The 26,029-nt window shown below is 44.8% G+C and carries 26 protein-coding genes; 12 read left to right on the forward strand and 14 right to left on the reverse strand.

Annotated elements, in window-relative coordinates; genetic code table 11:
• Positions 1-152 precede the first annotated feature (152 nt).
• Both FKN16_RS10420 and FKN16_RS10425 read left to right on the forward strand, forming a co-directional pair.
• Positions 153-1,757 (forward strand): S8 family peptidase, encoded by a 1,605-nt coding sequence (locus FKN16_RS10420; protein ID WP_170902632.1) that lies wholly within the window; start codon positions 153-155, stop codon positions 1,755-1,757.
• Between the two features lie 768 nt (positions 1,758-2,525).
• The gene (locus FKN16_RS10425) at positions 2,526-2,774 is read left to right on the forward strand and encodes a hypothetical protein (RefSeq protein WP_170902633.1); all 249 of its coding nucleotides are present in this window, start codon (positions 2,526-2,528) and stop codon (positions 2,772-2,774) included.
• Positions 2,775-2,913: 139 nt separating this feature from the next.
• On the opposite strand, the gene FKN16_RS10430 is transcribed toward FKN16_RS10425, so the two are convergent.
• Together FKN16_RS10430 and FKN16_RS10435 are read right to left on the reverse strand one after the other, a co-directional pair.
• Positions 2,914-3,159 (reverse strand): hypothetical protein, encoded by a 246-nt coding sequence (locus FKN16_RS10430; protein ID WP_046873683.1) that lies wholly within the window; start codon positions 3,157-3,159, stop codon positions 2,914-2,916.
• Positions 3,160-3,198: 39 nt separating this feature from the next.
• Positions 3,199-3,414: a DUF3820 family protein gene (locus FKN16_RS10435; protein ID WP_005375557.1), complete on the reverse strand. Its 216-nt coding sequence runs from the start codon at positions 3,412-3,414 to the stop codon at positions 3,199-3,201.
• Between the two features lie 143 nt (positions 3,415-3,557).
• On the opposite strand from FKN16_RS10435, the gene FKN16_RS10440 reads away from it, so the two are divergent.
• Positions 3,558-3,866: a cysteine-rich CWC family protein gene (locus FKN16_RS10440; RefSeq protein ID WP_082244968.1), complete on the forward strand. Its 309-nt coding sequence runs from the start codon at positions 3,558-3,560 to the stop codon at positions 3,864-3,866.
• Positions 3,867-3,904: 38 nt separating this feature from the next.
• Here FKN16_RS10440 and FKN16_RS10445 read toward each other — a convergent pair whose 3' ends face one another.
• Entirely contained in the window at positions 3,905-4,249 is a 345-nt protein-coding gene (locus FKN16_RS10445) for a HopJ type III effector protein (protein WP_065646937.1), read from the reverse strand.
• 199 nt (positions 4,250-4,448) lie between these two features.
• Here FKN16_RS10445 and FKN16_RS10450 point away from each other — a divergent pair, with 199 nt between their 5' ends.
• Positions 4,449-6,218 (forward strand): choice-of-anchor I family protein, encoded by a 1,770-nt coding sequence (locus FKN16_RS10450; protein ID WP_170902634.1) that lies wholly within the window; start codon positions 4,449-4,451, stop codon positions 6,216-6,218.
• A gap of 70 nt (positions 6,219-6,288) precedes the next feature.
• Here FKN16_RS10450 and FKN16_RS10455 read toward each other — a convergent pair whose 3' ends face one another.
• Entirely contained in the window at positions 6,289-6,627 is a 339-nt protein-coding gene (locus FKN16_RS10455; RefSeq protein ID WP_005375563.1) for a 4a-hydroxytetrahydrobiopterin dehydratase, read from the reverse strand.
• Positions 6,617-7,411, reverse strand: coding sequence for a phenylalanine 4-monooxygenase (phhA, locus tag FKN16_RS10460; protein WP_170902635.1), 795 nt, complete (start codon positions 7,409-7,411; stop codon positions 6,617-6,619). The genes FKN16_RS10455 and phhA overlap by 11 nt, the downstream gene beginning before the upstream one ends.
• 222 nt (positions 7,412-7,633) lie before the next feature.
• On the opposite strand from phhA, the gene FKN16_RS10465 reads away from it, so the two are divergent.
• Positions 7,634-9,607: an acetoacetate--CoA ligase gene (locus FKN16_RS10465; protein ID WP_170902636.1), complete on the forward strand. Its 1,974-nt coding sequence runs from the start codon at positions 7,634-7,636 to the stop codon at positions 9,605-9,607.
• A 153-nt stretch (positions 9,608-9,760) separates the two neighbouring features.
• On the opposite strand, the gene FKN16_RS10470 is transcribed toward FKN16_RS10465, so the two are convergent.
• A complete protein-coding gene (locus FKN16_RS10470) occupies positions 9,761-10,336 on the reverse strand; it encodes a class I SAM-dependent methyltransferase (RefSeq protein ID WP_170902637.1) in 576 nt (191 codons plus the stop codon).
• A 171-nt stretch (positions 10,337-10,507) separates the two neighbouring features.
• On the opposite strand from FKN16_RS10470, the gene FKN16_RS10475 reads away from it, so the two are divergent.
• Both FKN16_RS10475 and FKN16_RS10480 read left to right on the forward strand, forming a co-directional pair.
• Positions 10,508-11,386 (forward strand): LysR family transcriptional regulator, encoded by an 879-nt coding sequence (locus tag FKN16_RS10475; protein ID WP_006742040.1) that lies wholly within the window; start codon positions 10,508-10,510, stop codon positions 11,384-11,386.
• A 176-nt stretch (positions 11,387-11,562) separates the two neighbouring features.
• Positions 11,563-12,459 carry a cation diffusion facilitator family transporter gene (locus tag FKN16_RS10480; protein ID WP_170902638.1) on the forward strand — a complete coding sequence of 299 codons (897 nt, stop codon included), beginning with the start codon at positions 11,563-11,565 and terminating at the stop codon, positions 12,457-12,459.
• A 91-nt stretch (positions 12,460-12,550) separates the two neighbouring features.
• Here FKN16_RS10480 and yddG read toward each other — a convergent pair whose 3' ends face one another.
• The gene (gene yddG, locus FKN16_RS10485) at positions 12,551-13,453 is read right to left on the reverse strand and encodes an aromatic amino acid DMT transporter YddG (RefSeq protein ID WP_170902639.1); all 903 of its coding nucleotides are present in this window, start codon (positions 13,451-13,453) and stop codon (positions 12,551-12,553) included.
• Between the two features lie 120 nt (positions 13,454-13,573).
• Between yddG and FKN16_RS10490 the strand changes: the two genes are divergently transcribed.
• From FKN16_RS10490 to FKN16_RS10510, 5 genes are all read left to right on the forward strand, one after another.
• Positions 13,574-13,723, forward strand: coding sequence for a hypothetical protein (locus FKN16_RS10490; protein ID WP_006742043.1), 150 nt, complete (start codon positions 13,574-13,576; stop codon positions 13,721-13,723).
• A gap of 12 nt (positions 13,724-13,735) precedes the next feature.
• Complete coding sequence (elbB, locus tag FKN16_RS10495) at positions 13,736-14,386, forward strand: isoprenoid biosynthesis glyoxalase ElbB (RefSeq protein WP_048625237.1); 651 nt, start codon at positions 13,736-13,738, stop codon at positions 14,384-14,386.
• Between the two features lie 333 nt (positions 14,387-14,719).
• Complete coding sequence (yiaY, locus tag FKN16_RS10500) at positions 14,720-15,868, forward strand: L-threonine dehydrogenase (RefSeq protein WP_005391135.1); 1,149 nt, start codon at positions 14,720-14,722, stop codon at positions 15,866-15,868.
• A gap of 138 nt (positions 15,869-16,006) precedes the next feature.
• Positions 16,007-17,083 carry a PQQ-dependent sugar dehydrogenase gene (locus tag FKN16_RS10505; protein ID WP_170902640.1) on the forward strand — a complete coding sequence of 359 codons (1,077 nt, stop codon included), beginning with the start codon at positions 16,007-16,009 and terminating at the stop codon, positions 17,081-17,083.
• Between the two features lie 142 nt (positions 17,084-17,225).
• On the forward strand, positions 17,226-17,846 hold the full coding sequence (locus tag FKN16_RS10510) for an HAD-IA family hydrolase (RefSeq protein ID WP_046873693.1): 621 nt from the start codon (positions 17,226-17,228) through the stop codon (positions 17,844-17,846).
• Positions 17,847-17,945: 99 nt separating this feature from the next.
• Here the strand turns inward: FKN16_RS10510 and FKN16_RS10515 are convergent, their stop codons facing one another.
• From FKN16_RS10515 to FKN16_RS10545, 7 genes are all read right to left on the reverse strand, one after another.
• Positions 17,946-18,425: a Dps family protein gene (locus FKN16_RS10515; protein WP_170891920.1), complete on the reverse strand. Its 480-nt coding sequence runs from the start codon at positions 18,423-18,425 to the stop codon at positions 17,946-17,948.
• A 300-nt stretch (positions 18,426-18,725) separates the two neighbouring features.
• Positions 18,726-20,726: a methyl-accepting chemotaxis protein gene (locus tag FKN16_RS10520; RefSeq protein WP_170902641.1), complete on the reverse strand. Its 2,001-nt coding sequence runs from the start codon at positions 20,724-20,726 to the stop codon at positions 18,726-18,728.
• Between the two features lie 144 nt (positions 20,727-20,870).
• A complete protein-coding gene (locus tag FKN16_RS10525) occupies positions 20,871-22,079 on the reverse strand; it encodes a hypothetical protein (protein WP_170902642.1) in 1,209 nt (402 codons plus the stop codon).
• Positions 22,069-22,785, reverse strand: a complete 717-nt coding sequence (locus FKN16_RS10530) for an ABC transporter ATP-binding protein (RefSeq protein ID WP_005391145.1) — start codon at positions 22,783-22,785, stop codon at positions 22,069-22,071. Before FKN16_RS10530 ends, FKN16_RS10525 begins: the two co-directional genes overlap by 11 nt.
• Positions 22,785-24,020, reverse strand: coding sequence for an FtsX-like permease family protein (locus FKN16_RS10535; protein ID WP_170902643.1), 1,236 nt, complete (start codon positions 24,018-24,020; stop codon positions 22,785-22,787). The genes FKN16_RS10530 and FKN16_RS10535 overlap by 1 nt, the downstream gene beginning before the upstream one ends.
• Positions 24,010-25,239, reverse strand: a complete 1,230-nt coding sequence (locus tag FKN16_RS10540) for an FtsX-like permease family protein (protein WP_170902644.1) — start codon at positions 25,237-25,239, stop codon at positions 24,010-24,012. The genes FKN16_RS10535 and FKN16_RS10540 overlap by 11 nt, the downstream gene beginning before the upstream one ends.
• Positions 25,240-25,274: 35 nt before the next feature.
• Positions 25,275-26,021, reverse strand: a complete 747-nt coding sequence (locus FKN16_RS10545; protein ID WP_006742052.1) for an outer membrane lipoprotein-sorting protein — start codon at positions 26,019-26,021, stop codon at positions 25,275-25,277.
• Positions 26,022-26,029: the final 8 nt, after the last annotated feature.

The raw sequence follows: 26,029 nt of genomic DNA on the forward strand, positions 1-26,029 counted from the left end.
CTCAACTATGCACATGATTGCTCATTGTCTAGTTTGATTTGTGTAACGTCACTGCAGCACGTATTGAGCGTACTCGCTGATTGTCTGTGTTTTCGTGTTGACAGTTTGGTACTAGGTAAAATCAACAAGACTATGATTTCAAGGAACATTTTATGTTAAAGAAACTACTAAGTTGTTGTATCACCTCCGCGCTCTGTTTTCATTCTTCTCTCGCTTTTTCGCAACCCAATGAGATTGCGGACAGTGCAGAGTTACAACAAGCTCCCGACACATTGCCTGCCACATTAATGCTTGCACCGGACGACATCGCCATTGCAGATCGCTATATAGTGGTATTTCAACAACCGCAAATGATGGCGAGCAGCTCACCGGAATTCGAGCAATTCACGCAACAGTCTGTAGACCGCATGTCCGGTTTATATTCGATAAAAGTGGAGTCGGTTTTTGACCACTCGATAAGTGGATTTGTCGCTAACTTGAGTCCTGAGCAGCTACAAGATCTACGTTCTGATCCTCGTGTGGACTACATTGAGCAAGACAGAATCCTATCGCTTGACCCAATAGTCTCGGTAGATGCAAATCAAACCAATGCCATTTGGGGACTAGATCGAATCGACCAACGTAACTTGCCACTCGATAACAACTACAGTGCCAACTTTGATGGGACTGGGGTAACGGCTTATGTTATCGATACTGGTGTGAACAATGCACACGTTGAGTTTAGTGGGCGCTCGGTTTCTGGGTATGACTTTGTCGATAATGATGCAGATGCAAGTGACTGTAATGGACACGGTACACACGTTGCGGGCACCATTGGCGGCAGCTTGTATGGTGTTGCGAAAAACGTCAACCTTGTCGGCGTGAGAGTATTGAGCTGTACCGGATCGGGTTCTACGTCTGGTGTTATTGCCGGTGTGGACTGGGTGGCTGCGAACGCTTCCGGACCTTCAGTCGCCAACATGAGTTTAGGTGGCGGTCAATCTGTTGCTCTAGATAGCGCAGTGCAAAGTGCGGTTCAATCAGGTGTCAGCTTTATGCTAGCAGCAGGTAACTCCAACGCCGATGCATGTAACTACTCTCCAGCGCGCGTAGCTACAGGAGTGACTGTCGGTTCGACCACAAGCACGGATGCACGTTCGAGTTTTTCAAACTGGGGCAGTTGTGTGGACGTGTTTGCGCCAGGCTCACAAATCAAATCTGCGTGGTATGACGGTGGTTACAAAACCATTAGTGGTACATCGATGGCGACGCCACATGTGGCGGGTGTAGCAGCATTATATCTTCAAGAAAACAGTTCGTTATCTCCAAGCCAAGTAGAGGCCTTGATCGTTAGTCGCGCAACTAGCGGAAAGGTGACGGATACAAAAGGCAGCGTGAACAAGCTACTTTATAGCTTAACGGATGCTGATTGTGGCCAAGACTGTGGTGGCCCAGATCCAACACCGGATCCAGAAGGTAAGTTAACCTCGGGTGTGCCAGTGAGCGGTTTAAGTGGTTCAACTGGTCAAGTAGCGTATTACTATGTTGATGTCGAAGCTGGGCAGCGCTTAACCGTACAAATGTATGGTGGCAGTGGTGATGCAGACCTGTATCTCCGTTTTGGTGCAAAACCAGCACTGAACGCATGGGACTGCCGACCTTTCAAATACGGTAACAATGAAACATGTACGGTCAGCGCGACACAAAGTGGACGTTATCACGTCATGATTCAAGGTTACTCAAACTATAGCGGTGTCAGCATTCAAGCGAGCTACTAGTTATTATTTTCGTTATTGAAAGAGAACAAAGCCCACTTGTCGGTGGGCTTTGCTTTGGGAATACTGAGTTTAATAGGTGGCGTTCGACGCTATTCAAACGCACCGGCCTTTTTCTTCAAGAACTCAACTCGAAACGGCATCGAAGCTTTCTATTAGTACACCGCATAAGTCGGGTTCTCCAAGTCGTATACATCAAATAGGATGCGAACTTAATCTCCTCGAGCTAACTCTTTCTCCATCATAAATCTTGGCATGATGGCAAACCCAAGATGATACAAAACAAATTCTTTACTGTGACCGCGGTTCTCAATTGCAATTTTAGGCTGTGAGACAAACGCGTGACCTGACCTTGGCTGTTGATAATCGTGAACGATATAGTGGCTAATCCGAGAAGATTGTATCCACTCAAAACTCAGACCCTATACTGCACATGTTGATGGGCTGGCAACGGTAACATTGGATGAAATGGGCCTTGAACCACGCAAGATCATTATAAATGGGAACTATTAGGCAAAGAGACGCTCAAACGAGCTAAATTGGAATGAGGCAAAAACGTTACAAACCATACCGACACGCCTCTGGATATAAATGTTCGAGTCCTTTTCTATTAAATCATTAATAACCAAGGATATTGCAAAGAGAGTTGTGGACAGTTAGCAGTATCAGTAGGCTTGTGCTAGCCAGGGCGCCTGACATTGGGAGAGCACTAAACATAAACCTTGGATTCTGCTACCGTAAAGCCCATATTTAATTTGAGAGAGATGGATAATGAACGACAGTTGGGCTAACTTCTTTCCGTACTTTGCTGGAGCTTTTAAGCTTATTGTACTAGGTATTGGAGCCTACTTAGCTATTAAATGGCATTTTGATGAAGAGCGAAGAGTAAGGGAAGCCGAAGGCGTGGTATTCGATAAACCAAGCTTCAAGAAAAAGCTCGCAATGATGCTAACCTTCCCATTCCTTCTAGGTCTTCTAGTCCTTCTCGTTATTTATGCAACTAACTGGTTTCTCTACTGACGGAATTTATTGATACGATCAATGTTTAAGCTCTCAACGGGTTTGGAGCAAAAAAGAGTCAGCCTAACGGTCTGGCTCTTTTGATGAAAACACATGGTATCGTGGAATAACTAGGGAAGCTGTGGCAGGTTACACTCACTTACTCCTTAGGCAGGTGACCAGTTTCCTTCGCAAGCTTTTGCATCGCCTCGGCAAACGTTGTTGTCCCGCCTTTAGCTTTAACCTGTATTACCTTATACCCCATTTTTTCCAACGCTTGGCGCTCTGCCAAAACAGCTTTGTCATCTTGCTGGCTACCTTGAGCTGGCTGATGAATGTAACATCCCTCTAATTTACCATCTTCGACCAATTGGTGGTGTTTCAGTGCATCGATATCAAAATTCATAATAAGTCTTTCATTAAAAGTGGGAGTTTCTGTGGCTAGTTACATACGCTTCAAAGGCTTCACGACACTATCTAAGCCTTCAATTTTGAGCGCTAAACACAGCTTGAGCAAATCCCCTAGTTCGCCGCTTGGCCAGCCCTTTTTATCGAACCACAGTAAGTATTCTTCAGGTAGGTCGATTAACACTCGCCCTGCATATTTCCCAAATGGCATTTGCATTCTAGCGAGTTTAATGAGGTTTTCTTTTTCTAACATAAGTGACAAAGATTTTAGGTAACTCGTCCAAGAATATCACTGCCGCCCTCTCCTCACCAGCAAATCGCACTCACGTTTATTTTGGCGGCTTTGACTCGCTTTGTGCTAGAGTACGCGGCATAAAAAATGAGAACGAGAAAGCAATGAAGTCACCTTGTCGAGCAGCATGTAAAAATAACGCCGGAATATGCTCTGGTTGTCACCGAACGATGGATGAAATCATCCAATGGAAAGACAAAACCGATCTCCAACGAGATACGATTATCGAACAAATCGCAGGGGAAGATTCAACGCACAATTGTCCTGAGTGCGGGACTCAAGCCCATTGTGATATCGCCGCAGGCAAAGAAACCTGTTGGTGCTTTACTATTGAAACCCGTGATTTACCCAAGCCAAGCGCCAACCAGCTGTGTTTGTGCCGAAAATGTCTAGAAAAAAAGCCAGTCGCATAATACGACTGGCTTACTGTTCTGCGTTTTCTGACTGGTGTTTATTTAGCGGTTAAAGCGGGTGCTTCAAACTTAATACCATCCCACCCTGTTACCATAAAATTACGAATATTCTGGTGATCGCTATTCTCTGGATGCTGCAATACATCTTCACGATAAAAACGGCCAAAGCAGGCTAGTGTCGCTTCTTTGTCTAGGTTATTTAGCAAGCCGAAAGCGAAGATCTTACACGAACCGTTGTTCTCACCCGCGTTGTTTTGCGTCTCACCATTAACAAAAGCGGTTGGCTCAAACGTATAGTTATCTTCGATCACCGCCATCGTTGCTTCAAATTCGACCTGCTCTGGTGAAGCTGCCAATAAATCTAAAAACGATTTTAATTCCATTATTCCTCAATCCCTACTTCATCATTTTGATGACACATTAGTTTCATAAAAAGCCAATATAAGAGTCATCAATCATACATATATTCAGAGCCTTACCAAATCACACGTCATTCAGCGTTCCATCATTCCAATTGCGGAAATGGACAGAAGCATAAACCCCATGCTGATTGACAACGTATCGGATTGATAAGGAGATATCATGATCACCCCTTTAAAGGCAATCGGTGCACTCGCATTGTCATCACTTGCCATCGCGTGTTCATCACAACCCGAAGATACCGTTGCTTCATTCGCTACACAATGCAAACCGACCACTGCGCCCGTTGCTGGGGAAACGTCAATTCAAGGGTTAACGTTTATCGGGACATCCGTTGCTGATGCCCCATTCGACACATCGGCAGCTGAAATCGTCAGTTATGACGCCTGTACGGATAAGCTCTATGTGGTCAATGCTGAAGCAAAACGTGTCGATGTACTTTCTATGGATGACAACGGCGTACCAACGCAAACCGCATTCATTGATCTCAACAGTGCTGGCGAAGCAGCTGGCGTTGAAATTGGCGCTGCAAACAGTGTCGCTGTATTCAATGGTTTGGTCGCGGTTGCGATTGAAAACAGTAATAAACAAGCGAATGGTATTGTTGGTTTGTACCGCTCCGACGATTTGTCATTAGTCATGACGTTTCCAACAGGCGCATTGCCAGACATGGTAGGCTTCTCGAAAGATGGCCGATATATCGCAACCGCTAATGAGGGCGAACCAAACAGCGATTACAGCGTCGATCCTGAAGGTAGCGTCACTTTGATCGATCTGAACCTTGGCGTTGCTCAAGCAGAAGTGACACAAATTGGCTTTAACGAGTTTGATGGTTCACGAAAAGCAGATCTCCCAATGAATGTGCGTATTTCGGGGCCAAACGCCACTATCGCTCAAGATCTAGAGCCTGAATACCTCACTTTTGCAGATAACGGTAAAATCTATGTCGCGCTACAAGAAAATAACGCCATGGCAATCGTCAATCCAGTGAGCAAATCGGTAGAAAAAATTGTTGGCTTAGGTGAGAAGTCTTGGTCGGACGCTAAACTCGATGCATCTAACAAAGACAAAATTATTGGAAACTTGAAAAGCTACCCACAACTGGTTGGCTTATTTATGCCTGACACCATCGACAGCTACTCAGTGAATGGGAGTACTTACATCGTATCCGCAAATGAAGGCGACGGGCGTGAGTACGGATTCAAAACCACTCAAGAACTGTGCGACAAAGCTGGCTTTATGTGGGATGAAGACGATTACCTTGGTACAGATGAATACACATCTGAGCAAGGGAGCTGTTTAAGCCATATTGATGAAGTGCGCGGTAAGAAGCTGAAAGTAGCAGCAGAACACCCATTGGCAGAGGCACTAAAAGACAACAAACAACTCGCGCGTTTAAAAGTGATTAAGTCGGCACAAACGCTTTCTGCACAAGATAAGGTTCAAGCATTTGGCGCACGTTCATTCTCGATTTGGGATGAAAACGGCAAGTTGGTGTTCGATAGTGGTGACGATTTCGCGACCATCGCGCTGCTGAATGAAGGTAAAAACTTCAACAGTACCAACGATAACAATCACAGTGGCGATGACCGAAGTGATGATAAAGGCATTGAGCCAGAGGCGATTGAAGTAGCACAAATTAACGGTCGTCATTACGTGTTCATCGGCTTGGAGCGTCAAGGCGGTATCATGATTTATGACATTACCGATCCGAAACAAGCGCAGTTCCTACATTACGTAAACCGTCGTGATTACAATCAGCCAGTGTGTACAGAAGTCGAAGATGGTGAATGCGCGAACGGCACATACAATCCAAAAGCAGGCGATTTAGGCCCAGAATCCATCAATTACTTTACCCGTAGTGGTGGTCATTTTATCGCTGTTGGCAATGAGGTATCGGGCACGACATCCGTATTCCGAATCAATCTATAAAGTAATGTAAAAGTCATTTAGAACCAAAACGCCCGACGTAAGCCGGGCGTTTTTTGTATGAGGTAATGTCCTACTCTGCCGATGCTAGCGCGTCACATTTTGATGCGCAGATAAAATCGTTCTTATGCAGACCTTTGATCGAGTGACTCCACCAAGTTACGGTGACCTTACCCCACTCCAACAAAATAGAAGGATGGTGGAACTCATCTTCTGCCAGTTCCGCGATTTTGTTACTGAAAGCCCATGCTTGTTTGAAGTTCTTAAATTTATACACCTTTTCTAGTTGAGGTATGTCTTCTCTTTCAATGATCTGCCAATCAGACAATTGCAGCAGCAGAGATTGTTGTTCTTCTTTGCTTAGTGCAATGGCATCGATACTACAAGCTTCGCATTTTTGTTCATTCAACATGAGCAGGTTCCTTTGGTTCAAAAAGTGGAGGAAGCAGTCCAGCTTCAATCGCTAGATCGGCTTGTTTCAATAAATTTAACTGACTGATTTTAAAGAGCTGAGAAAAGTCATCAATCACGTAGTACTTCGGTTGCATGATGTCGATACGATAAGGCGTTCTCAGCACAGTTTGTAATTCAAATGGGTCGCGAATTGCTACATCACTCTCGAATGCGTAGAGGGTTTCGCCAGGAGATGAGAGAATACCACCACCGTAAATTTTGGTTTTGTCCCCTTCTTTCACCAAGCCAAACTCTACGGTAAACCAGTAGAGGCGAGCGAGATAGGCTCTTTGTTTTGGGGTAGCGGCTTGCCCTAGTTGACCATAATGTTCGGTAAATGCAGCAAAATCTGGGTTGGTTAACATCGCACAATGACCAAATATTTCATGGAAGAAATCCGGCTCTTGCAAGTAATCGAACTCTTCTCTGGTACGCAAGAATGTGGCGACGGGAAAGCGCTTATTACCGAGCAGATTAAAAAAACGGTCGAAGTCAATAAGCGCAGGAACGGGCTCCACTTGCCAACCTGTTGTCTCCATCAGGACACGATTAATTTCTGGCAATTGAGGAACGCGGTCTTGAGGTAAATCAAGCAGCGTTAAACCGTGTAAATAAGCCTTACAAGCTCTGTTTTGGATCACACCCATTTGTCGTGTTACCAAATCTCGCCAAATGGCGTCTTCTTCACGGCTCCATTCAACCCTGCCTTCCTGGTTTACGGGTTTAGAACGATACTGAGTCATGGCACATCTCCATTAACAAATCCTTTACATTAAGCCTATCTTCAGTCTTAAGAGCTTCCAATCCCTACACGATTTTCTCAGTATCAATCCGATGTAACATATTGTTTACAACACGTCGTAACTGCATGATTTTTATGACACGATATAATATCTAGCTTGTTTGACTTTATCGTGTATTCCTCTCAAACTAAAATCTGTTACCACTTTGTTATAGAGGGACCTATGCGCGAGAGCAGCAAAGTATGGCAACCGAGCGAAAGTCGTATCGAAGAAGCCAACATCACACAGTTTATTGAACACATTAATCGACAAGGAAATACCATTGAAAACTTCGCCGATCTGCATCAATGGTCGCTCGATCATGTGGAAAAATTTTGGCAAGAAGTCTGGTTATTCTGCGACGTCATTGGTACTCAAGGAGAGACTGTAAAGGAGCAAGCAGAAAGTCGCTGGCAGCAACCCGTCGAAAATAGGGACATGAAATGGTTCCCAAACGCACAAATTAACTACGCAGAAAACTTGCTAACCTACGCGTGCCACCAACCCGATGATCTCGCGATTTGGTTTGAAAATGAACGTGAAGAAAAGCAAACCTACACATGGAAACAATTGTGTGAAGAAGTTTCGAGTGTCCAGCAATGGTTGAAAGAATGTGGAATCAAGCAAGGTGATGTCGTCGCTGGCTATTTGCCTCACTTACCTCAAACGGTGATAGCCATGTTAGCAACCACCAGTTTAGGGGCAACCTGGACTTCTACCTCACCTGATTTTGGCGTTGAAAGCGTTTTGGAGCGCTTTGGTCAAGTGAAACCTAAAATCCTGTTTACTTGTGATGGCTATACATTCAATGGCAAAACTTTCGATATGTCTGAGAAAAACCAGCATATTGCGGATCATCTTGATGGTCTTAAACAGGTTTGCCAAATTAGCTACCTTAAACCACACATTTTTGAATGCGACGTCTGCACTCAAGATTGGCAAAACGTCCTGAATCAATACACACCCGAAGCGCTGACTTTTACTCGCGTTAATTTAAACGATCCGCTATTTGTGCTCTATTCTTCAGGCACGACAGGCAAACCGAAATGCATCGTTCATTCCGTCGGCGGAACAGTGCTTAACCATTTGAAAGAGCACCAACTGCATTGCGACATCCAACCTAACGACAGAGTGTTTTATTACACGACCTGCGGCTGGATGATGTGGAACTGGCACGTTTCTTCACTCGCGAGCGGCGCATGTTTAGTAATTTTTGATGGTAGCCCTGTTTATCCCGCTCATAACGTGCTTTGGGACCTCGCTGAACAAGCCGAAGTGACGCTGTTTGGAACTTCGGCGAAATACCTAGAGGCATTGGAAAAAGTTTCTTTTTCTCCGCCGAAAAGTGATGCATTTCCAAGTCTGAAAACCATTTGCTCAACGGGCTCAGTTCTGTATCCAGAACAGTTTGATTATGTCTATCAGCACATTAAAGAAGATGTCCACCTCGCATCGATCTCAGGCGGGACAGACATTTGTGGCTGCTTTGTGTTAGGCAACCCTATTTCTCCCGTTTATCGAGGAGAGTGCCAATCAGCGGGATTAGGGGTCGATGTCAGAGTCTTTAACCCGCAAGGTAATAGCGTAATCGGAGAGCGCGGTGAGTTGGTTTGTGCCAATTCATTGCCCAACTTCCCCGCTGGCTTTTGGAACGACACCGGGGAGAGATATCATCGTGCTTATTGGGATAAGTTCGACAATATTTGGCACCACGGCGACGATGTTGAACAAACCAGCGTTGGTGGATACGTGTTTTATGGTCGAAGTGATACCACGTTGAATCCCGGTGGCGTAAGAATCGGCACAGCCGAAATCTATCAGCAAGTGAACAGTATAGACGGTATTCTAGATTCCATCGCAGTAGGAAAAGAAGTCGATCGAAACGAACAAATATGGCTGTTTGTCCAATTAATGAAAGGGATAGAGCTCAACGACGAGATGATCGCCTCCATCAAAGCACAGCTAAAGTCTGCATGTTCTCCAAGGCATGTACCTAGTGCAATTTACGCAATAAGCGATATACCTAAGACCCGTTCGGGAAAATTGGTTGAGTTAGCCGTTAAGCAAGTCGTTAACAATCGGAGCGTAGAAAATTTAGGCGCAATAGCCAACCCTGAAGTGTTGGAGGAGATACGCAGGATAGTCGCCCAAAAATAACCTCAGAACACTTGATTGTTAGAGAACCACTTTGCTTGCGTCCGCAGCGATAGGTGAAGAACAAGTGAGGTTAACTTGGGACATCCCCTCAACCGATAAGAAAAAAGCGAGCTAGGTAGCTCGCTTTTATCATGTGGTGTTCTTTATTCAGTATTAACGGCGACCAAGCCCCATTAATACCGGCATTGTTTTACCGTCAGATGTAATGTCAAAAACGTGTTGCGATTCAACTTCAGTAAAACCTGCATCTTTCAAAGCGCGTTCAGACTTCGCCAGGGTAAAACCGTCTTGTTCAGATTCTGCAATCCAATCAAAATGAACAAAGTAACCGCCGTGGTTAAGTAAAGAATGCGAGATTTTTAATGACGCGTCTAAGTCTTCCACAAACGCTAAAACTGACGATGCAACTACTAGGTCAAACTGTCCACGAAACGCTGGATGCTGAGCGACCAAGCCGCGAGACAATGCATCTACGACAGGTTCTACATTGGCAAGCTCTTTTTTATCGAGTTCTTCAATCATGGCTTCCGATGCGTCTAATGCTACGATGTCTTTAACCATCGGTGACAATCGTTGACTTAACTGCCCTGTTCCGCATCCAAAATCTAGTACTTTAATGCCATCAAGCTGAGTTAGCTGTTGTAACTGCTCAAACACCGACTGCGCAAATTGCTCTGTTGCTGGATTTGATTCCCAGTTTTTTGCTAAGCCGTCCCAATCTTGTGCCATCGTGGCCTCCATGTTCACTTTTTGTAACCCACATAGATTACCGCAAAACCGTTAAAAGACCATAGACTTATCTGGCGGATTCGCGTTTTTTTCGATAATCTTTCACGGCTTTGGGAGCACATCTGCATAATACCCAAATTATTTGAATTCATTTATTGGTTGTGTCAAATCATGAACTTAACTCAAGTAGAAGCCTTCTGCACCATCGCTGAGTGTGGTTCTGTTTCTGAAGCAGCAAGGCAACTCGATTGTAATCGCACCAAACTCAGTATGTCGATTAAGGCTTTAGAGAAAGATCTCAACGTTGAGTTGTTTACCCGAACTGGCAACCAGCTCACCCTCTCTGAAGCTGGGAAAGCCATTTACAAAGATTGCGAACACCTACTTATCATCGCACAGCGGATAAGAAAAACCTGTGCTCAAATCTCTGAAGGTTTTAACGCGGAAGTTTGGGTAGCACGTGACGACTCCTTACCTGATGATCTCTGGCAGGAGCTTTCTCATACACTGAATAACCGCTTCCCTTCCACAACCTTCAACTTAATCTTGGCATCCAGTGGCGACTTAGCCAACTTAGTCAGTACCCACCAAGTGGATTTTGCCTTTGGTGTTGATTATGAGCGCGTCGACGATCCTCGTATCGTGTATAACCCGCTAGGCAAGATACGTATGATGTCAGTATGCAGTGCAGAACATCGCCTAAGTAAGATGCGCCGAGTCTCAGACGAAGATCTGCGCAGCCAGATGCAAGCGTTGATGGTGTACCTAAATGAGAAAGACAACCCTGAACTGCAGCCTTTCTCGACTCGATACATTGGCTTTTCGAGTTTTGACTACATGCTCAACACCATCTTAGAAGAAGACGCTTGGGGTGTACTGCCAGAACCATTAATCCGCCATTACCTTCGCCAGCAAAAGCTCGCCGTTATCAAGCATACATACGGATTGACACAAGAAGACTACTGTATGTTTTCACCTAACGGTCAAACTGAGCACCCAGCAATGACATGGTTAGCGGATAAATTGAGCGAGTATTTATTTGACTTCTAAACATTTTATCAGTGAGCGCCAATTTTATTGGCACCAAGATCATGTAGCAAGTCATTGTTTTATAAGAACATAAACAAAAACGCAACTTTTTAGATTAGAACCTGCTCACTTAGTGGTTGCCTAAATTACCTTATGCGAGAAGAATAGTAAGGTATTAAAATTTAAAGGCATCTTTTATGTGTGACAGGACAAGCAAAAACGAAAACCGTATTCTAACCATTTCAGCCCTTTTAGCATCTGGGTTCGCTGCTGGTGGTATGGTACTTGGCTTGCTTGTAGGATCAATTGTCATCGTTTTTGACGGTGTTTACTCTTTGGTCAGCTTACTGTTAACTTTATTGTCACTGGCCGCTTCCTACTATATTAACAAGCCCTCAAAATCTGTATTCCCATTTGGAAAAGCGGTCTTAGAGCCAATCGTTATTGCGATAAAAGCGGCTGTCATTTTAGTGGTTGTAAGCTTTTCTCTTTACTCTGCAATTTCAGCATTGATGTCCGGAGGCCGTGAAGTCGATGCTGAAATTGCCACTCTATTCGGCATCGTAAACGTCATCGGTTGTGGTTACGCTTGGTGGTTTATGGCTAAACGCAGCCGTCGCTTCTCATCAGGCTTGATTGAAGCAGAGAAAAAACAGTGGCAGATGGATACGCTATTAAGTGTGGCAGTGACGGTAGGATTTGTTGCAGCTTGGGCTGTATCACTAACGCCATTCGCTGAATATGCGGTTTATGCCGATCCTATGATGATGGTGCTAATGGGCTTCTACTTTCTGAAAGTTCCTTTTGATATGTTGGTTGGTGCACTACGTGAGCTACTAATGATGACACCAAGCAAAGAGCTATGTCAGGTCGTTGGCAATGATGTACTAGAGATAGAAAAAACATCTGACCACCAGCTAAAGTTAGCGGGTATCACTAAAGTGGGCCAAGAGCTTCGCATTAACATCGATTTGCACGTCGATGACGACACCATCGCATTAGATAAATTGGAACAAACTCATACTCAGTTAACGAAACGTCTGTCGAAGCACAGATTCAAACTGCAACTCCATTTAAACGTCGCAAACTGTTAGAACACGAAAGAAAAAAGCTCCCTCGGTCGGGAGCTTTTTTCTTTCTGTCATTTGAGCATACAGCGCAAAGATAAAATCAGATAATTTTGGTTTAACCTGCAGCTTCACGCTTCTCCTTGGTGACAACCCAGCAAAGCAAAGAGCCCACCGTAACCATCACAACCCCCTGCCAAAAGCTCGGGCTCAACGTCACACCAAGAATAATGGAAGAAAATAGCGCAGAGAAAATGGGCGTAAAGTAAGAAAGTGTCGCAAGAAAGACCATGTTTCCGCCAACAATCGCGATGTTCCACAAACCATAACCACCAGCCATCAACGCCGCAGAAGCAAAAAGGTAGCCCATTGCTTCCCATGAAAAAGTCATCTCTGGCTCATCAGCAAACGCATATTTCACCCATAGCGAAACAGCAGTAGCAATGAAAAACAACGTAATCGCGTTATGTTTGGATTGCTGCCTTTGGGTTAAATTACAATAAAAGGCCCATATAACTGCTCCTGCGAAAGCCATAAAGTACACCAAAGGGTTACTACTGACATTGGACATAATCTGAGTAACGGATAAGCCATTCTCACCACTCACCGTCCACGCGACTCCGATAAACGCCAGCGCAACCGCTGGATAAAGCAGCAAGTTTGTTTTTTTGTTACTGCCTAAAACCGCAAACAAAACGGTGAGTGCTGGCCAAAGGTAATTGACAATCGACACTTCAATAGCCTGCGCACGCGAGTTGGAATATCCCAGAGATAAAGCGAGAAATATTTCATAACAAACGAACATCGCGCCACCAAGCACGAGATATTTTGGAGAAAAATACGATAACTTCGGAATGCCAACTACGATAAGAAGGAAAATAGAACTGAGAGAGTACAACATGGCCGCCCCGCCCACGGGACCTAAGCTCTCCGTAACCAACCTGGCAATGCCAAGTAAGCAACTCCAAGAGAGGATGGCGATACAACCATAAAGTGTGAAACGAAATTGCACTGATTTCATGTGACCTACCACTCACGAATGCCAAAGGAAACATCAGCTTAACTCAAAAATGATCAGGTTCAACGTACTGTTTTATAAAAATCAGTATAAAAATCACTCCATTACGCAGTTGGAGTCGATATGAAACATTTTCTGCCCTCGAGTGTTATGCTTACACCTTTTGTTGTGCGCTACTATGATGAAGAAGACGACGATAGCGAAATCGCCGAAACTGATTCGAGCACTCAGCATCTAAAAGAAACAGAGCAACAAACGGAAACCTCAGACTAAAGGAATTCTCAAATGAAAAAAGTCGCAGTTATCTTCAGTGGTTCAGGTGTTTACGATGGCACAGAACTGCATGAAGCCGTATTAGCACTCCATGCCATTGAAAAAGAAGGCGCATCATGGCATTGCTTTGCTCCTAACATCGATCAATTACACGTGATTAATCATCTAACTGGCGAAGAGATGGACGAAACACGAAATGTGTTGGTGGAATCTGCACGCCTTGCACGTGGCAATATTGATGATGTTGCAAGATTGAACCCAGATGAGTTTGATGCCCTACTCTTACCTGGCGGTTTTGGTGCCGCTAAAAATCTCACTGACTTCGCAGTATCAGGGGCTGAGTGCTCGATTAATACACACGTAGCTCAAGCATGTCGCGCATTCGCTCATGCGAAAAAGCCAGCAGGTTATCTGTGTATTTCACCTGTCATTATTCCGATGATTTATGAGCATGGCGTGAAAGGAACCGTAGGCAACGATGAAGCGATCTCGATAGCATTTAATCAAATGGGCGGTGAACACATCACTTGCTCTGTCGAGGATATCGTTTTTGATGAAACACACCTCGTTCTATCAACCCCAGCTTATATGTTGGCAGAGAATATCTCTCAAGCGGCATCAGGTATCGAAAAGTTAGTATCAAAGCTGATTGATATTGCCTAATTATTGATAGATAACTTATAAACCTACCTCCCATCCCCATTGATAGTTAAGTTATTAATGGGGATTTTTTATACTTTAGTCTAATTTAGAGATATATCCGTATTAGATATCAATTTTTGCCAATCGATTGCGTCACTGGTTTCATATTTGTTCTACTTTATATCTGTGTTGCACCTATACGCTGTGCAACAAGATCACTGTCACAGTTTTTCTCTTGCAAATACCTCTAAATAGGTAAACTTGCTTCAGATCAACTTCAATCTGGAAACGAGTGTGCGACAGTAAATGGCAAATTAAGAAAGATTATTAAAAATAACGACGGAGCTATCCAATATGACAAGTGCATTTTTTATCCCTACGGTAAACCTAATGGGCGCTGGTTGTTTAAAAGACGCAGCAGACAGCATCCAATCTCAAGGCTTTAAAAAAGGTTTGATCGTTACGGATAAGATCCTTAACCAAATCGGTGTAGTCAAACAAGTTCAAGACCTTCTCACTGAACGCGACGTAGCAACCGTTGTGTACGATGGCACTCAACCAAACCCTACTATCACCAACGTTAATGATGGCTTAGCTTTACTAAAAGAAAACGAATGTGACTTCGTTATCTCACTCGGAGGCGGCTCACCGCACGATTGTGCAAAAGGTATCGCTTTAGTGGCGTCAAACGGCGGCAAGATCGGCGATTACGAAGGCGTTGACCAATCCGCAAAACCAATGCTGCCTCTCGTATCAATCAACACAACGGCTGGTACTGCTTCTGAAATGACGCGTTTCTGCATCATCACAGATGAAGAGCGCCACATTAAGATGGCGATTGTGGACAAACACACAACACCATTGATGTCAGTGAATGATCCTGAATTGATGCTTGCTAAACCTGCGTCTCTTACTGCCGCAACAGGTATGGATGCGCTAACACATGCGATTGAAGCTTACGTATCTATCGCTGCGACACCAATCACTGACGCGGTAGCAATCAAAGCAATTGAACTGATTCAAGCTCACCTTCGCACAGCAGTGAAAAACGGTGAAAACCTTGAAGCTCGCGAGCAAATGGCATACGCACAGTTCATGGCAGGTATGGCATTCAACAACGCATCTCTTGGTTACGTTCACGCAATGGCGCACCAACTAGGCGGCTTCTACGACCTACCACACGGTGTATGTAACGCAATTCTTCTACCTCACGTACAACGTTACAATGCGCAAGTATGTCCAGAGCGTTTACGTGACGTTGCTAAAGCAATGGGTGTTGATGTTGAAGGTATGTCAGCAGAGCAAGGTGCTGCGGCGGCCATTGATGCTATCGTTGAGCTTGCTAAAGATGTCGGCATCCCATCAGGCATTAAAGAGCTTGGTGCGAAGCTAGAAGATATCCCAACCCTAGCGGACAACGCGCTAAAAGACGCTTGTGGTTTCACTAACCCGAAACAAGCAACGCACGAAGAGATCTCTAAGATCTTCGAAGAAGCGATGTAGGCTCGCTAAGTAAACAATTCTCTAGTCTTAATTCAATCCCCGATCTCGTATTGGGGATTTTTTATGTTCGCATACCCTGCCAAACGTCCTCTTTTAGTGTTAGTTTTTAAGTATCTTGGATTCATATTGGAAGGAACCATGAGAACGATCACTGCGACCCTACTCGCTTGCCTAGCTTTTTCTATTGATGCTGCGGAATATCGTGCCAATGAGGTTGCCAATGGGTTTCAAATCCCATGGGGAATTGAATTTCTCGATAAACAACAAATGATCGTGAATGAAAAAAACGGCACCGTTTCATTACTTAATATTGCTTCGGGAAAACAACAAACCCTCTTCAAAGTACCGAATGTGAACACCAGTGGGCAAGCTGGTTTATTAGATGTAGCTCTAGTGCCGAATACCGCTCCACAAAATCCACAACTTTTCTTTACTTACAGCAAACGTACCGATAAAGGAAATACTGTGGCCTTAGCGACCGCACAATTGAAAAACAATCAACTTGTGGATTGGAAAGACGTCTTTGTCGCCGACGCAATCACGGACACCAGCCGTCATTACGGCAGCCGTATTGCGTTTATCGATGATAAGGTTTACTTCTCAATTGGGGACCGTGGCGAACGTGATAATGGGCAAGACACTCAAACCCATGCAGGCACTATTCTTCGCCTCAACCTTGATGGCTCGGTACCACAAGATAATCCATTCAAGACTTCTGAGGCTCGCCCTGAAATATGGAGTTACGGGCACCGTAACCCACAAGGCATGTTTTACGACGAAGCAACAAAACAGCTTTGGTCGATTGAGCATGGCCCTCGTGGTGGTGATGAAATCAACCTGATTAGGAAAGGTGCAAACTACGGCTGGGCAAAAGTCTCTCAGGGTAAAGAGTATTGGGGACCGTTAGACGTTGGAGAAGCGAAAAGCTTACCGAATATGGAAGACCCAAAGTTGGTTTATATTCCGTCTATCGCGCCAAGCAATATGGTGGTGTATCGTGGTGATAAGTACCCAGAGTTGGATGGAAAAATCCTCGCCGGAGCCTTGAAGCTGGCGCACATCAACGTGGTTTCTATTGAGAATGGCAAGCTCACCGAATCAAAAAGATTGATGGAGAATCTTGGCGAGCGAGTCAGAGATATCACCATCAGTCCGGATGGCTATGTCTATTTTTCAACAGATACAGGCAAAATTTTCCGTCTTGAAGAGAAGTAATCAAACACCAACATCATTGAGACTATTTAATTTGTGACGTATCAGTGATTTATTTTCGTACAAGTAACACGTTTGAATCTAAAATTAACAATAACCTTTTGTTTTTAGAAAGATAGCTTGGTTTAAGTCGTACGAGGTCATCATGGTTCCTTTTCCATTAAAACTTGAAAGAGTCAAAGCCGTTATTTTCGACTTAGACAATACACTCGTCAGCTCCGATATGAACTTCAAAGATCTTCGTCAGCAACTAGGCTGTCCACAAAACGAAGATTTATTGGATTTTGTTGATAAGCTTGACCATCCACATCAGAGAGAGCATGCCCATAATGTTATCTTTGATCATGAAATTTCTGATGCTGAGCAATCATCTCCGATGCTGGGTTGCCACGAGCTTTTGGCATACTTACATCAGCATAAAGTTAAAACCGCGATAGTAACGCGCAACTGTTTGATCGCTACGCAGCGTAAGTTGGAACATAACCGAATTGATGTTGAACATGTCCTCACTCGTGAATGCTACCCAGCAAAACCTGATCCTTTATCGCTCCAAGTCCTAGCCAAAGAGTGGCGATTAATGCCAGATGAAGTACTTTATGTGGGCGATTTCCTTTATGACCTACAAGCCGCATACAACGCCCAAATGCCATCCTGCCTTGTTCACCACAATACGACTGCACAATTCCACGACTCCGCCTCTCTTGCTGTAACAGAGCTGACCGATTTACTCGAACATTTTCAGTCTTTTAAGCACATTCACGACTAACTAGGCACTTTCATAAACAAAAGGAGCACTCGCGTGCTCCTTTGACTTATTCCCGATTTATTTATGCGCCCCCAAGTGAGTGCTCGGGTGATGCGTCGCTTAGCCTTGTAGGTAAGCGTTAAGCATCCACATTAATTTTTCTTGCTCACGGATGTAGTCACCCATCAATGCCGCGGTACCTTCGTCACCTGCTTCACCCGCGTTTTGTAGAATCTCACGCTGTTTTAGAAGTAGAACGCTAAAGCCTTGAACCAGACCTTGTACACACTCCTTACCAGAAGTCGCGTTTTGATGTTCTTTAATTTCACTTGCTTCCAAGTAGTGGCTGAATGCGTGCGCTGGTGTATGACCCAAGGTAAGAATACGCTCTGCAAGCTCATCGATTTTGGTTTGTAGATCCGTATAGATCTCTTCAAATTTTACGTGCAGTTCGAAGAATTGCTGACCTTTGATGTTCCAGTGGTAACCGCGAGAGTTCATGTACAACACTTGGTAATGTGCTAGCAGTTGATTTAGCTGTTGAGCTAGTTGTGCTGATTGTTCGCTGTCTAGACCAATTAGGTTTACTTGTTTGTTCATAATCTTGCTCCTAGAAGGATGATACCAATCGTAGTAACGAACGATTCTCTTACTGAGATTGGTATAAAGTTTAAAAATTCTTTTGCAGTATTTGCTGCCGATGGAGTCATATTACGACTCCACCTCGGTGAAGAGAATTTGGTTTTAGCTATGATTTAAATAGCTAAATCCAATGAGCAAGTAGACGAATATCGGCGTATCATCCAACAAAAAGCCCCAACCCTTTTTGTGTGAAAAGGATTGGGGCTTTTTTACGATTTGGTTAACGCTCAAAATTCGATGAACAGATGTAAACCTCATCTACGCCGTTTTGAAAGTTGCCATCTGTTGATTAAGCTCGGTAACTTGCTCTTTTACTTGCAATGATGTCTCTGATGCACGTTGGCTGTTATTCGAAACCTCATCCACTGATTGAGTAATATCGGACATCAATCCAGTGATCGAACTAGTCGCATGAGATTGCTGCTCTGCCGCTGCCGCAAGTTCTGCCATTTGTTCATTCAAAGAGCCAATTTGCTCAGTAGTAACAAGCAAACGAGTTACCGCTTTTTCAATGTGCTCCGCGCCCTGCTCCGCAAGTGATTGGCTGTGTTCAATTTCCTCAACTACCGAATTAGTCGAGCGTTGAATCGCATTGATGATGCCGTTGATTTCTGTCGTCGATTGAGTAGTGCGAGTCGCCAACATACGCACTTCGTCCGCCACCACCGCAAAGCCTCGTCCTTGGTCGCCCGCACGCGCCGCTTCTATCGCGGCATTCAATGCCAGTAAGTTAGTTTGCTCTGCCAAGCCTTCAATCACTTCAGTCACTCGACCAATGGCTTCGCTCTCTTTGCTTAACTGCGTCACTTGCGTACTCGCGGTTTCAATGCTGCCATGTAAGCTTTCCATAGTGACTTTGTTTTGCTCTAAAGCATCACGACCTTGTTCAATCTCACCTTTTGAATCAGAAAGCTTCTGCACTGATTGATTGGCTTGATCTAGGGTGTTACGCGCGGCTAAAGCGATTTCATCCAATTGGCTTCCCATTTCAACAATGCTGGTTTGTTGCTGTTCTACATTCGATGAAGTGACTTGTGCCGATTCCAACAAAGCACCCATGCTGGTATCCACTTGATGCGCTTTCTCGCTCACCCCTGCCACGATGCTCGCTAACGATTGGTTCATGCGGTTAATCGAATCGGTAAGGTCTGCCAATTCATCTTTCCCAGCAACAGTGAGCGGAGGCTGAGAAACGTCCCCTGAAGCGATCGTCTTTGCACGCTCCGATAAGTTTTTCACTCGGCGACCAATGGTGTTGCCCATGTATTTTGAAATCGCTATCGCGGCAAACAAAACCAATACCGCTGCAATCAGCATGGTGGTGAGTACGTTTTTGATCGACTGATTAATGCCCTGTCCGCTTTGATCTGCACGACTTTGTTGAGCCAATACGATCGTTTCTAAACTTTGGTCTAGGGCATCCGCTGCTGGCAACAGTTCGTTCGCCATCAACAAGTTTGATTCATTCCACTCTGGTGACTGACGCAATGCAATCACCTGCTCTGCCAAAGGAAAGTACAGCTGCTGCATTTCTTTAAACAGTGACCACAATGATTGGTCGTTATCAGTAAGCCTGTCGAGTTTGCCGTCGATTTCCGCCACAGACTGATTGTGGTACTTAATCAAGTCGTGGTATTTGTCCAGATGATCTTGCTGGCCGTACAACAGGAAGTCTCGCAAGGCGGACAGAGCATTAGCGAGCGAGGTATAGCTGTCGGCGTAGACTTTAAACAGACGTTTTCTGTCTCCACCAAATGGGTTTCCTGACTCTTCATTGATTAAGCTTTGAAGCTGATCAAGTGCCACTTCTGCAATGGGTGCCGCTTCGTTAATAAAGAGGTTGTGCGCGGGTAAGTTCTCATCACTGTGGCTAAGTTTAATCAGCTTGTTCAAAGAGACTTTTACCGCGTCCCACTGGCTTTGAGTCGCTTGAAAATCCTGTTCAGAGATCAAAGCCTGCAACGTTGGAAGCGACTCGTCTGTAGATGCCATGATATTGCGTACGTCCTCACTCAGACGTGCGCTCGCCTCTTCATCGCCACCTAGCAACATGTAGGCTCGAATAGAAGACAGCGACGCTTGAACGGACTGTTGGATACCGCGACTGGTGTCGACGGTCGGTAAATCGGATTTAAGTAACGAAGAGGCGTATTGCTCTACAGTAGTGACGTTGCGATACGTGAATACCGCTGATGCCATAAAAAGTACGGCTAGCAGCACAAAACTGAGCTGCAACTTCCCTGATATCGTAAGGTTCATCCATAAACTCCTGACAACGATGAGCCTTAAATATAACGATGTTTATAAAAATGTTAAATGCTTGTATCAAAAACAACTTCAGAACAAGGCATTATTTGTGATTGATTGCATTATTTAGGGATAGCAGCTAAATGAAAGGCGTCTCTAGTAACTATACCGGATATTAGCAAACACCAAAGTTGCAGGTGTTTCTCCAAATAAGCTGCCGTCCGTACCGTTAAAATGTTGAACTACAGTTAGCAGTTGCCAATTATCACTGAGTGAATAGCTGCTGGATAATCCAGCAAAGTAAGAGCCATCATCATAGTAACTAGCCGATAAGGTGACGCGGTTGAGCGCCGTTAAGTCGAAGCTAGCATCGGCATAAACAGTATGCTCCGTGAAGCTCAAGGTTTTCGCAGAGAGAGGGAGGTTTAGGTAAGTTAATGCGCTGCTCGCTGGCTTTGGTTCAGAAATAAACAACCAAGCACCTCTCACCATCCAGTTACGCACACCACCAAAACTGTAGTCTGATTCCAAACTAGCGACTGTCGTATCCTCAGTAGGCTGACCTTGACGCTCTGTATCAATAGGATCAAACCAGCTTAACTCGCCTCGAAACCCGGCTTGATAGATATCAGTCGCGAACCCTGCTCCAAGAACATAGTCTTGCCGAGATCGACCCGCAATGATTTGATAGTCCCAACCAGAAACGTTGGAGAAATATCGTAGTGACGTGCTGTTTTCTTTAGACTGCTTTGACGGAGAGAAAGCGAGATCTAACCCATCGGCAAACCCAAGTTTTTTACTCACCATGACAGCGTCGGTGCCCGCCCGCTCTTCGTAATCAAAGTCGTAAATAGAATAGGCGTTGTAGATGTCGTTTGGGTTCCAAATGGTGTTCATTGACCAGTTGACCCGGAACCGCCCTAACCTTGCACCCCAATCTTGGTCACTCCAAGAGACGTAGAGTCGATCCAGTTGGGTATTGAGGATTGCATTATCTTCTCGCCAGTTTTTGCTTAGATCAAAATACCCATTATCAAGCGCCACGAGTTCCGCATATTGAGGAATCTCAAGCGCATCGCCCCACAATGCTCTATTCCTGATACCAAGATTTATTCGCCATTCAGGAGAAAAGCGATATTCAACGTTAATCCGGTTATGGAGTAGATGGTCAAGGGTATTATCCTGCTCGTCAGGCATACTATAGGTCGCCATGTATTTCACATAGCCATTGATATCCCATGCTTTTTCAGGCTCCAAACCCGGTATGCTGGCATTAGTTTTAATGCAAATTACCGCAGGACTTAACGCAAAAAAAAGCCGCAATAACTTGGATAGTAAGCTTACGCCTTCTACTCTACCACGCATGGCTCTTCTCTATGGTGTTATCAATGTTGGCAAAATCTCGTGCCAAACGCCCGTCCTCAAATACTATGATTCGATGTGCGCGCTTAATAACTCTAGGATCATGGGTAGAAAAGATAAATGTCGTGCCTTCTTTTTCACTGAGTTGTTCCATGATATCAAGCAGCTCGGCTGTACTTTTTGCATCCAAGTTGGCGGTAGGCTCATCTGCCATTACAAACCTTGGTTTTGGTGCCAATGCTCTTGCAACCGCAACTCTCTGTTGTTGGCCTCCAGACATTTTACTCGGACGTTTATGCATCTGCTGTGATAATCCAACCTGTTGCAGTAGCGCGCTGGCGCGTTCACGACATTCCCTTTCTGTTTTCCCTTGCAATTGCATAACAAACTCGACGTTTTCAAGAGCTGTCAGTACGGGGAGCAGACTATAATCTTGGAAGATAAAGCCAATGTTATCGCGTCGATAAGCGATCAACTCTTTTTCTGACATATCAGAGATTAAGCATCCATCAATTTCCACGCGTCCTGATGTAGGGGAATCGATCCCGCCCAACATGTTTAGTAGGGTCGTTTTCCCTGAACCAGAAGGTCCCATAATAGCGACAAACTCACCTTGCTTGATCTCCAAATCTACGCTCTGAACCGCATGTACCGGAAAGTCACTCTTTGGGTTGTACGTTTTGGATAAGCCTTCCAATTTAATCGTCATTACGTTTTCTCCGCCATGGCATCCGCAGGTCGATGTTTGAGAATTTGCCTTGCTGGATACAAAGCCGCAAATAAGCTCGCGATAAAAATAGCCACAATAATCAATTGATATTCATAAAACGACACTCTTGGATAAAGCAAGGTATCGACGCCATAAGCACCTAATCCATCCGCAAGTGCGCCAAGCGATAAGCCAGTAATACTCAGTATTTTCAACATGACTGCGCTTCCTAATAACCCTAGCGCGCAACCACTTAAACCAAGGAATAGCGTTTCCAAAATAATCAGTGTGCGAATTTTATGCTGCTGCATGCCAACCGCCATTAACACCCCAAACTCTCTCGTTCTTTCAAAAACTGACATCAGCATGATGTTGATGATTCCCAGAGTCATGGCAAGTACGAAAACGACCAACATAATTTGGTTAGAGATATCCATTGAGCTCATCATTGTTGCGAGTAAAGGCTGTATTTCTTGCCATTTTCTCACGACCAATTGTTCACGGTTGGCTTGTGGCAATATTGATAACGTAAATGCCTCTGCACTTTCTAGCTGTTTAGTCTCGTTGGAGTTCAACAAAACGCCAATTTCATGCGCACCCGACAAGCCTGCGATTGTTTCGAGATCGACTTTACGGACGTAGACATTACCGTCATCAAACGTGGTGGATGGCGTTTTAAAAATACCTCGAACGCGAAAAGCTGCGCCAGATACATCACCCTTGATGTCAGATAATGTTAAAACCACTTTCGATCCAACACGCAGCTTCAACCGATTTGCGGTTTTTTGCGAAACAAGAATGGGGTTTCTTCCCACTTCGTTTAACCATTCTCCGTCTATCACATGGCTTTTAAGAGGTGTGATACTTTGCTCTTGCTCAATATTGATGCCATTGATCCGAACACCTCTCGTACTACGCGCAGAAGCAATCATGCCATCAGCAAGAAATCGCGCCGATACCGCTTTAACATCTTGATGTGCAGCCAAAGCGGCCGTTATCGTTTGATAATTCGTTATTGTGTCACTAAGGTCAGGATTATTAAGGTAGGATTTCTGATGCACTTGTAGATGACTGGTTTGCCACGCAATCGCGTTTTTGATCATGCTGTCGACCAAACCGTTCATGAATCCAATCATGGCAACAACGCCCATTAAGCCGAACACCATCGCTCCTAGCATAATGGAAGTTCTGAGCTTGTTCCGCCATAAATTACGCCACGCCAATTTAATCAACATGCGCGCCTCCTTTTAGCCCACTAGCAATGGGCAAGCGAAGAAGTCTAGCCATCGGATACATCAGACATAACGACAAAATAACGAGAACGACAAGAATTTGATCAATTAACAAATACGGCTCTAGCGAAACAGGTACGATTGGTTCAAAGCCACTCTCCAGCATCACTTGTGCAGCATCGCCTGTAATCTCAATCGGATTGATATAGAAATACGCAAGCACAGGCGCGCTGATCAAGATACCGAGCACAAGACCAATAACGGAGATAAACATCGATTCAATGGCGACGAGCCCCATAAGCTTGCTGCGCAACATACCCGTCGCGAGCATCACCGCAAATTCACGCTGGCGCTCTAACGTCATCATCAAAATCGTGGCAAACAGGCCAAAACCAACAATGCCGTACAAGATATAGATCAAAAAGATCCCACCCGCTTTGTCCAAGGCGATCTGTTGGGAAAGTTCTGGCGACAGCTCCTGCCAGCTTTTTACTGCGACGCCATTCCCGTAGTGGCGCTTTAGTTGTTTAACAATGTCAGGCAACACGCGTAAACTTTGAGTGTTAAGGACCCATGCGGTGACTTGGTTATCAAGCGAATACAGCGCTTGTGCGGTATCAAGAGGCATGTAGACCAACTGAGAATCTAACTGCTGCAAAGGAAAGTGCAAAATACCGGACACCTGATACAGTCCAGCCGCCGTTTGACCACGATAACCCGAACCATACAACACCAGTTCATCACCAACGTTCAAATGAAGGTAGTTTGCCAAGCCCTCACCAACAAGCACCGAGTTTTGTCCAGATGCAATAAAGCGCCCTTGTACGATTTTGTCACTAATGCTGGAGTAGCTATCTTCAGCGTCAGGCTCAACGCCGAGCACCATCACGCCTTTGGATCGTTCGTCTTTGGCGGCAAGCGCAAATGACTCAATTCTCGGCAGAATGATGTCGATATCAGGATTATTTTTGGCAGATGCAATGAACGCAGGCGTTTGTGGGAGGACATCATCAATGCTAGAGGAGTCCCCAAAATCGGGATGTTGTAGCTGAATTAATCCCGTATAGAACTTCGCAGCGTTTTTAATATTTGAGGAGTAACTTCCTTCTTGGAACGCTCGAGTCAGTAAGGAGAGAAACAGAACAAGAGCTAACGCAGAAGCGGTTAACAATGTCCGCCGTTTTTGCCGCCATAGATTTCGCCATGCGAGCTTGATGAGCATCCGATTCTCACCTCTTATCTAAACCAAAATCCACCCTAATCTCGCAGAGCCTTCATTTGCTGCTGGGAGAAAAAGTCATCATCGATATCAAAATCAAATTGCGCTTCGTGCGTAATCAAAACCGTTTTATTTCCTGGTTTATCTATCGGTTGCATCTCCATGCGAGTCGCAACGTCTCGCCCACCCAACGTTTTCACATCGTAAGTCGTCAAAACATTTACTAGTTCATCAAATTCATCGTAAAACTCGACTTTGCGCTGTAAAAAGCTCGTTTGAGAGATCCACAGTCTGACTTTGCTCCAAACCACTGGGGCGTCAGGCTTGGCAAGTGCATCAACTACCCAAACTTTGTCACCATCAAAGGTTTCACTTTGAAGCAGTTGATGTTGATAATCGACAACAATAGAAGATTGGTTAATTAAATCATCATTCGTGAAGTCTGATCCCATCCAAGACTGACTGAGCATGGATGGCGCAATTTTAATCACTCGCTCGATACTCGGCACCCAATTCCACATTTCTCTATGACGTTTTAACGAGGCGCTACCTTTATCTTTCGCCGGAGCAGTCACCAAGACCAAAGATAATTCCGTACCTTTCGTCCAACTCTTCATGGTCATTGAACGTGACCAGTCAGGGCGAACAATTTTCATGGTGGCTTCGCTATAACTGGATTTTCCGCGCATCGCTTGATCAGACTTTTGGACTATATCGAAAGCGCTCTCAGCGTAAGAAAAAGAAGAGAGAAGTACACAAGCGAGAACACAAAACGTTTTATACATACCTTCCC

The organism is Vibrio sp. 11-4(1), assembly GCF_013048625.1.
Taxonomy (GTDB): Bacteria; Pseudomonadota; Gammaproteobacteria; order Enterobacterales; family Vibrionaceae; genus Vibrio; species Vibrio diabolicus.

Excerpts from the sequence above, each read along its gene's own strand:
- FKN16_RS10505 (WP_170902640.1), top strand. The coding sequence starts at position 16,007 with ATGAGAACGATCACTGCGACCCTACTCGCTTGCCTAGCTTTTTCTATT.
- FKN16_RS10470 (WP_170902637.1), bottom strand. The coding sequence starts at position 10,336 with ATGGCACAAGATTGGGACGGCTTAGCAAAAAACTGGGAATCAAATCCA.
- FKN16_RS10530 (WP_005391145.1), bottom strand. The coding sequence starts at position 22,785 with ATGACGATTAAATTGGAAGGCTTATCCAAAACGTACAACCCAAAGAGT.
- yiaY (WP_005391135.1), top strand. The coding sequence starts at position 14,720 with ATGACAAGTGCATTTTTTATCCCTACGGTAAACCTAATGGGCGCTGGT.
- phhA (WP_170902635.1), bottom strand. The coding sequence starts at position 7,411 with ATGACTCAGTATCGTTCTAAACCCGTAAACCAGGAAGGCAGGGTTGAA.
- FKN16_RS10420 (WP_170902632.1), top strand. The coding sequence starts at position 153 with ATGTTAAAGAAACTACTAAGTTGTTGTATCACCTCCGCGCTCTGTTTT.
- FKN16_RS10545 (WP_006742052.1), bottom strand. The coding sequence starts at position 26,021 with ATGTATAAAACGTTTTGTGTTCTCGCTTGTGTACTTCTCTCTTCTTTT.
- FKN16_RS10430 (WP_046873683.1), bottom strand. The coding sequence starts at position 3,159 with ATGAATTTTGATATCGATGCACTGAAACACCACCAATTGGTCGAAGAT.
- FKN16_RS10475 (WP_006742040.1), top strand. The coding sequence starts at position 10,508 with ATGAACTTAACTCAAGTAGAAGCCTTCTGCACCATCGCTGAGTGTGGT.
- FKN16_RS10510 (WP_046873693.1), top strand. The coding sequence starts at position 17,226 with ATGGTTCCTTTTCCATTAAAACTTGAAAGAGTCAAAGCCGTTATTTTC.
- FKN16_RS10520 (WP_170902641.1), bottom strand. The coding sequence starts at position 20,726 with ATGAACCTTACGATATCAGGGAAGTTGCAGCTCAGTTTTGTGCTGCTA.
- FKN16_RS10480 (WP_170902638.1), top strand. The coding sequence starts at position 11,563 with ATGTGTGACAGGACAAGCAAAAACGAAAACCGTATTCTAACCATTTCA.
- FKN16_RS10425 (WP_170902633.1), top strand. The coding sequence starts at position 2,526 with ATGAACGACAGTTGGGCTAACTTCTTTCCGTACTTTGCTGGAGCTTTT.
- FKN16_RS10540 (WP_170902644.1), bottom strand. The coding sequence starts at position 25,239 with ATGCTCATCAAGCTCGCATGGCGAAATCTATGGCGGCAAAAACGGCGG.
- FKN16_RS10490 (WP_006742043.1), top strand. The coding sequence starts at position 13,574 with ATGAAACATTTTCTGCCCTCGAGTGTTATGCTTACACCTTTTGTTGTG.
- FKN16_RS10515 (WP_170891920.1), bottom strand. The coding sequence starts at position 18,425 with ATGAACAAACAAGTAAACCTAATTGGTCTAGACAGCGAACAATCAGCA.
- FKN16_RS10435 (WP_005375557.1), bottom strand. The coding sequence starts at position 3,414 with ATGTTAGAAAAAGAAAACCTCATTAAACTCGCTAGAATGCAAATGCCA.
- FKN16_RS10455 (WP_005375563.1), bottom strand. The coding sequence starts at position 6,627 with ATGTTGAATGAACAAAAATGCGAAGCTTGTAGTATCGATGCCATTGCA.
- FKN16_RS10450 (WP_170902634.1), top strand. The coding sequence starts at position 4,449 with ATGATCACCCCTTTAAAGGCAATCGGTGCACTCGCATTGTCATCACTT.
- yddG (WP_170902639.1), bottom strand. The coding sequence starts at position 13,453 with ATGAAATCAGTGCAATTTCGTTTCACACTTTATGGTTGTATCGCCATC.
- FKN16_RS10440 (WP_082244968.1), top strand. The coding sequence starts at position 3,558 with ATGAAGTCACCTTGTCGAGCAGCATGTAAAAATAACGCCGGAATATGC.
- elbB (WP_048625237.1), top strand. The coding sequence starts at position 13,736 with ATGAAAAAAGTCGCAGTTATCTTCAGTGGTTCAGGTGTTTACGATGGC.
- FKN16_RS10465 (WP_170902636.1), top strand. The coding sequence starts at position 7,634 with ATGCGCGAGAGCAGCAAAGTATGGCAACCGAGCGAAAGTCGTATCGAA.
- FKN16_RS10525 (WP_170902642.1), bottom strand. The coding sequence starts at position 22,079 with ATGCGTGGTAGAGTAGAAGGCGTAAGCTTACTATCCAAGTTATTGCGG.
- FKN16_RS10445 (WP_065646937.1), bottom strand. The coding sequence starts at position 4,249 with ATGGAATTAAAATCGTTTTTAGATTTATTGGCAGCTTCACCAGAGCAG.
- FKN16_RS10535 (WP_170902643.1), bottom strand. The coding sequence starts at position 24,020 with ATGTTGATTAAATTGGCGTGGCGTAATTTATGGCGGAACAAGCTCAGA.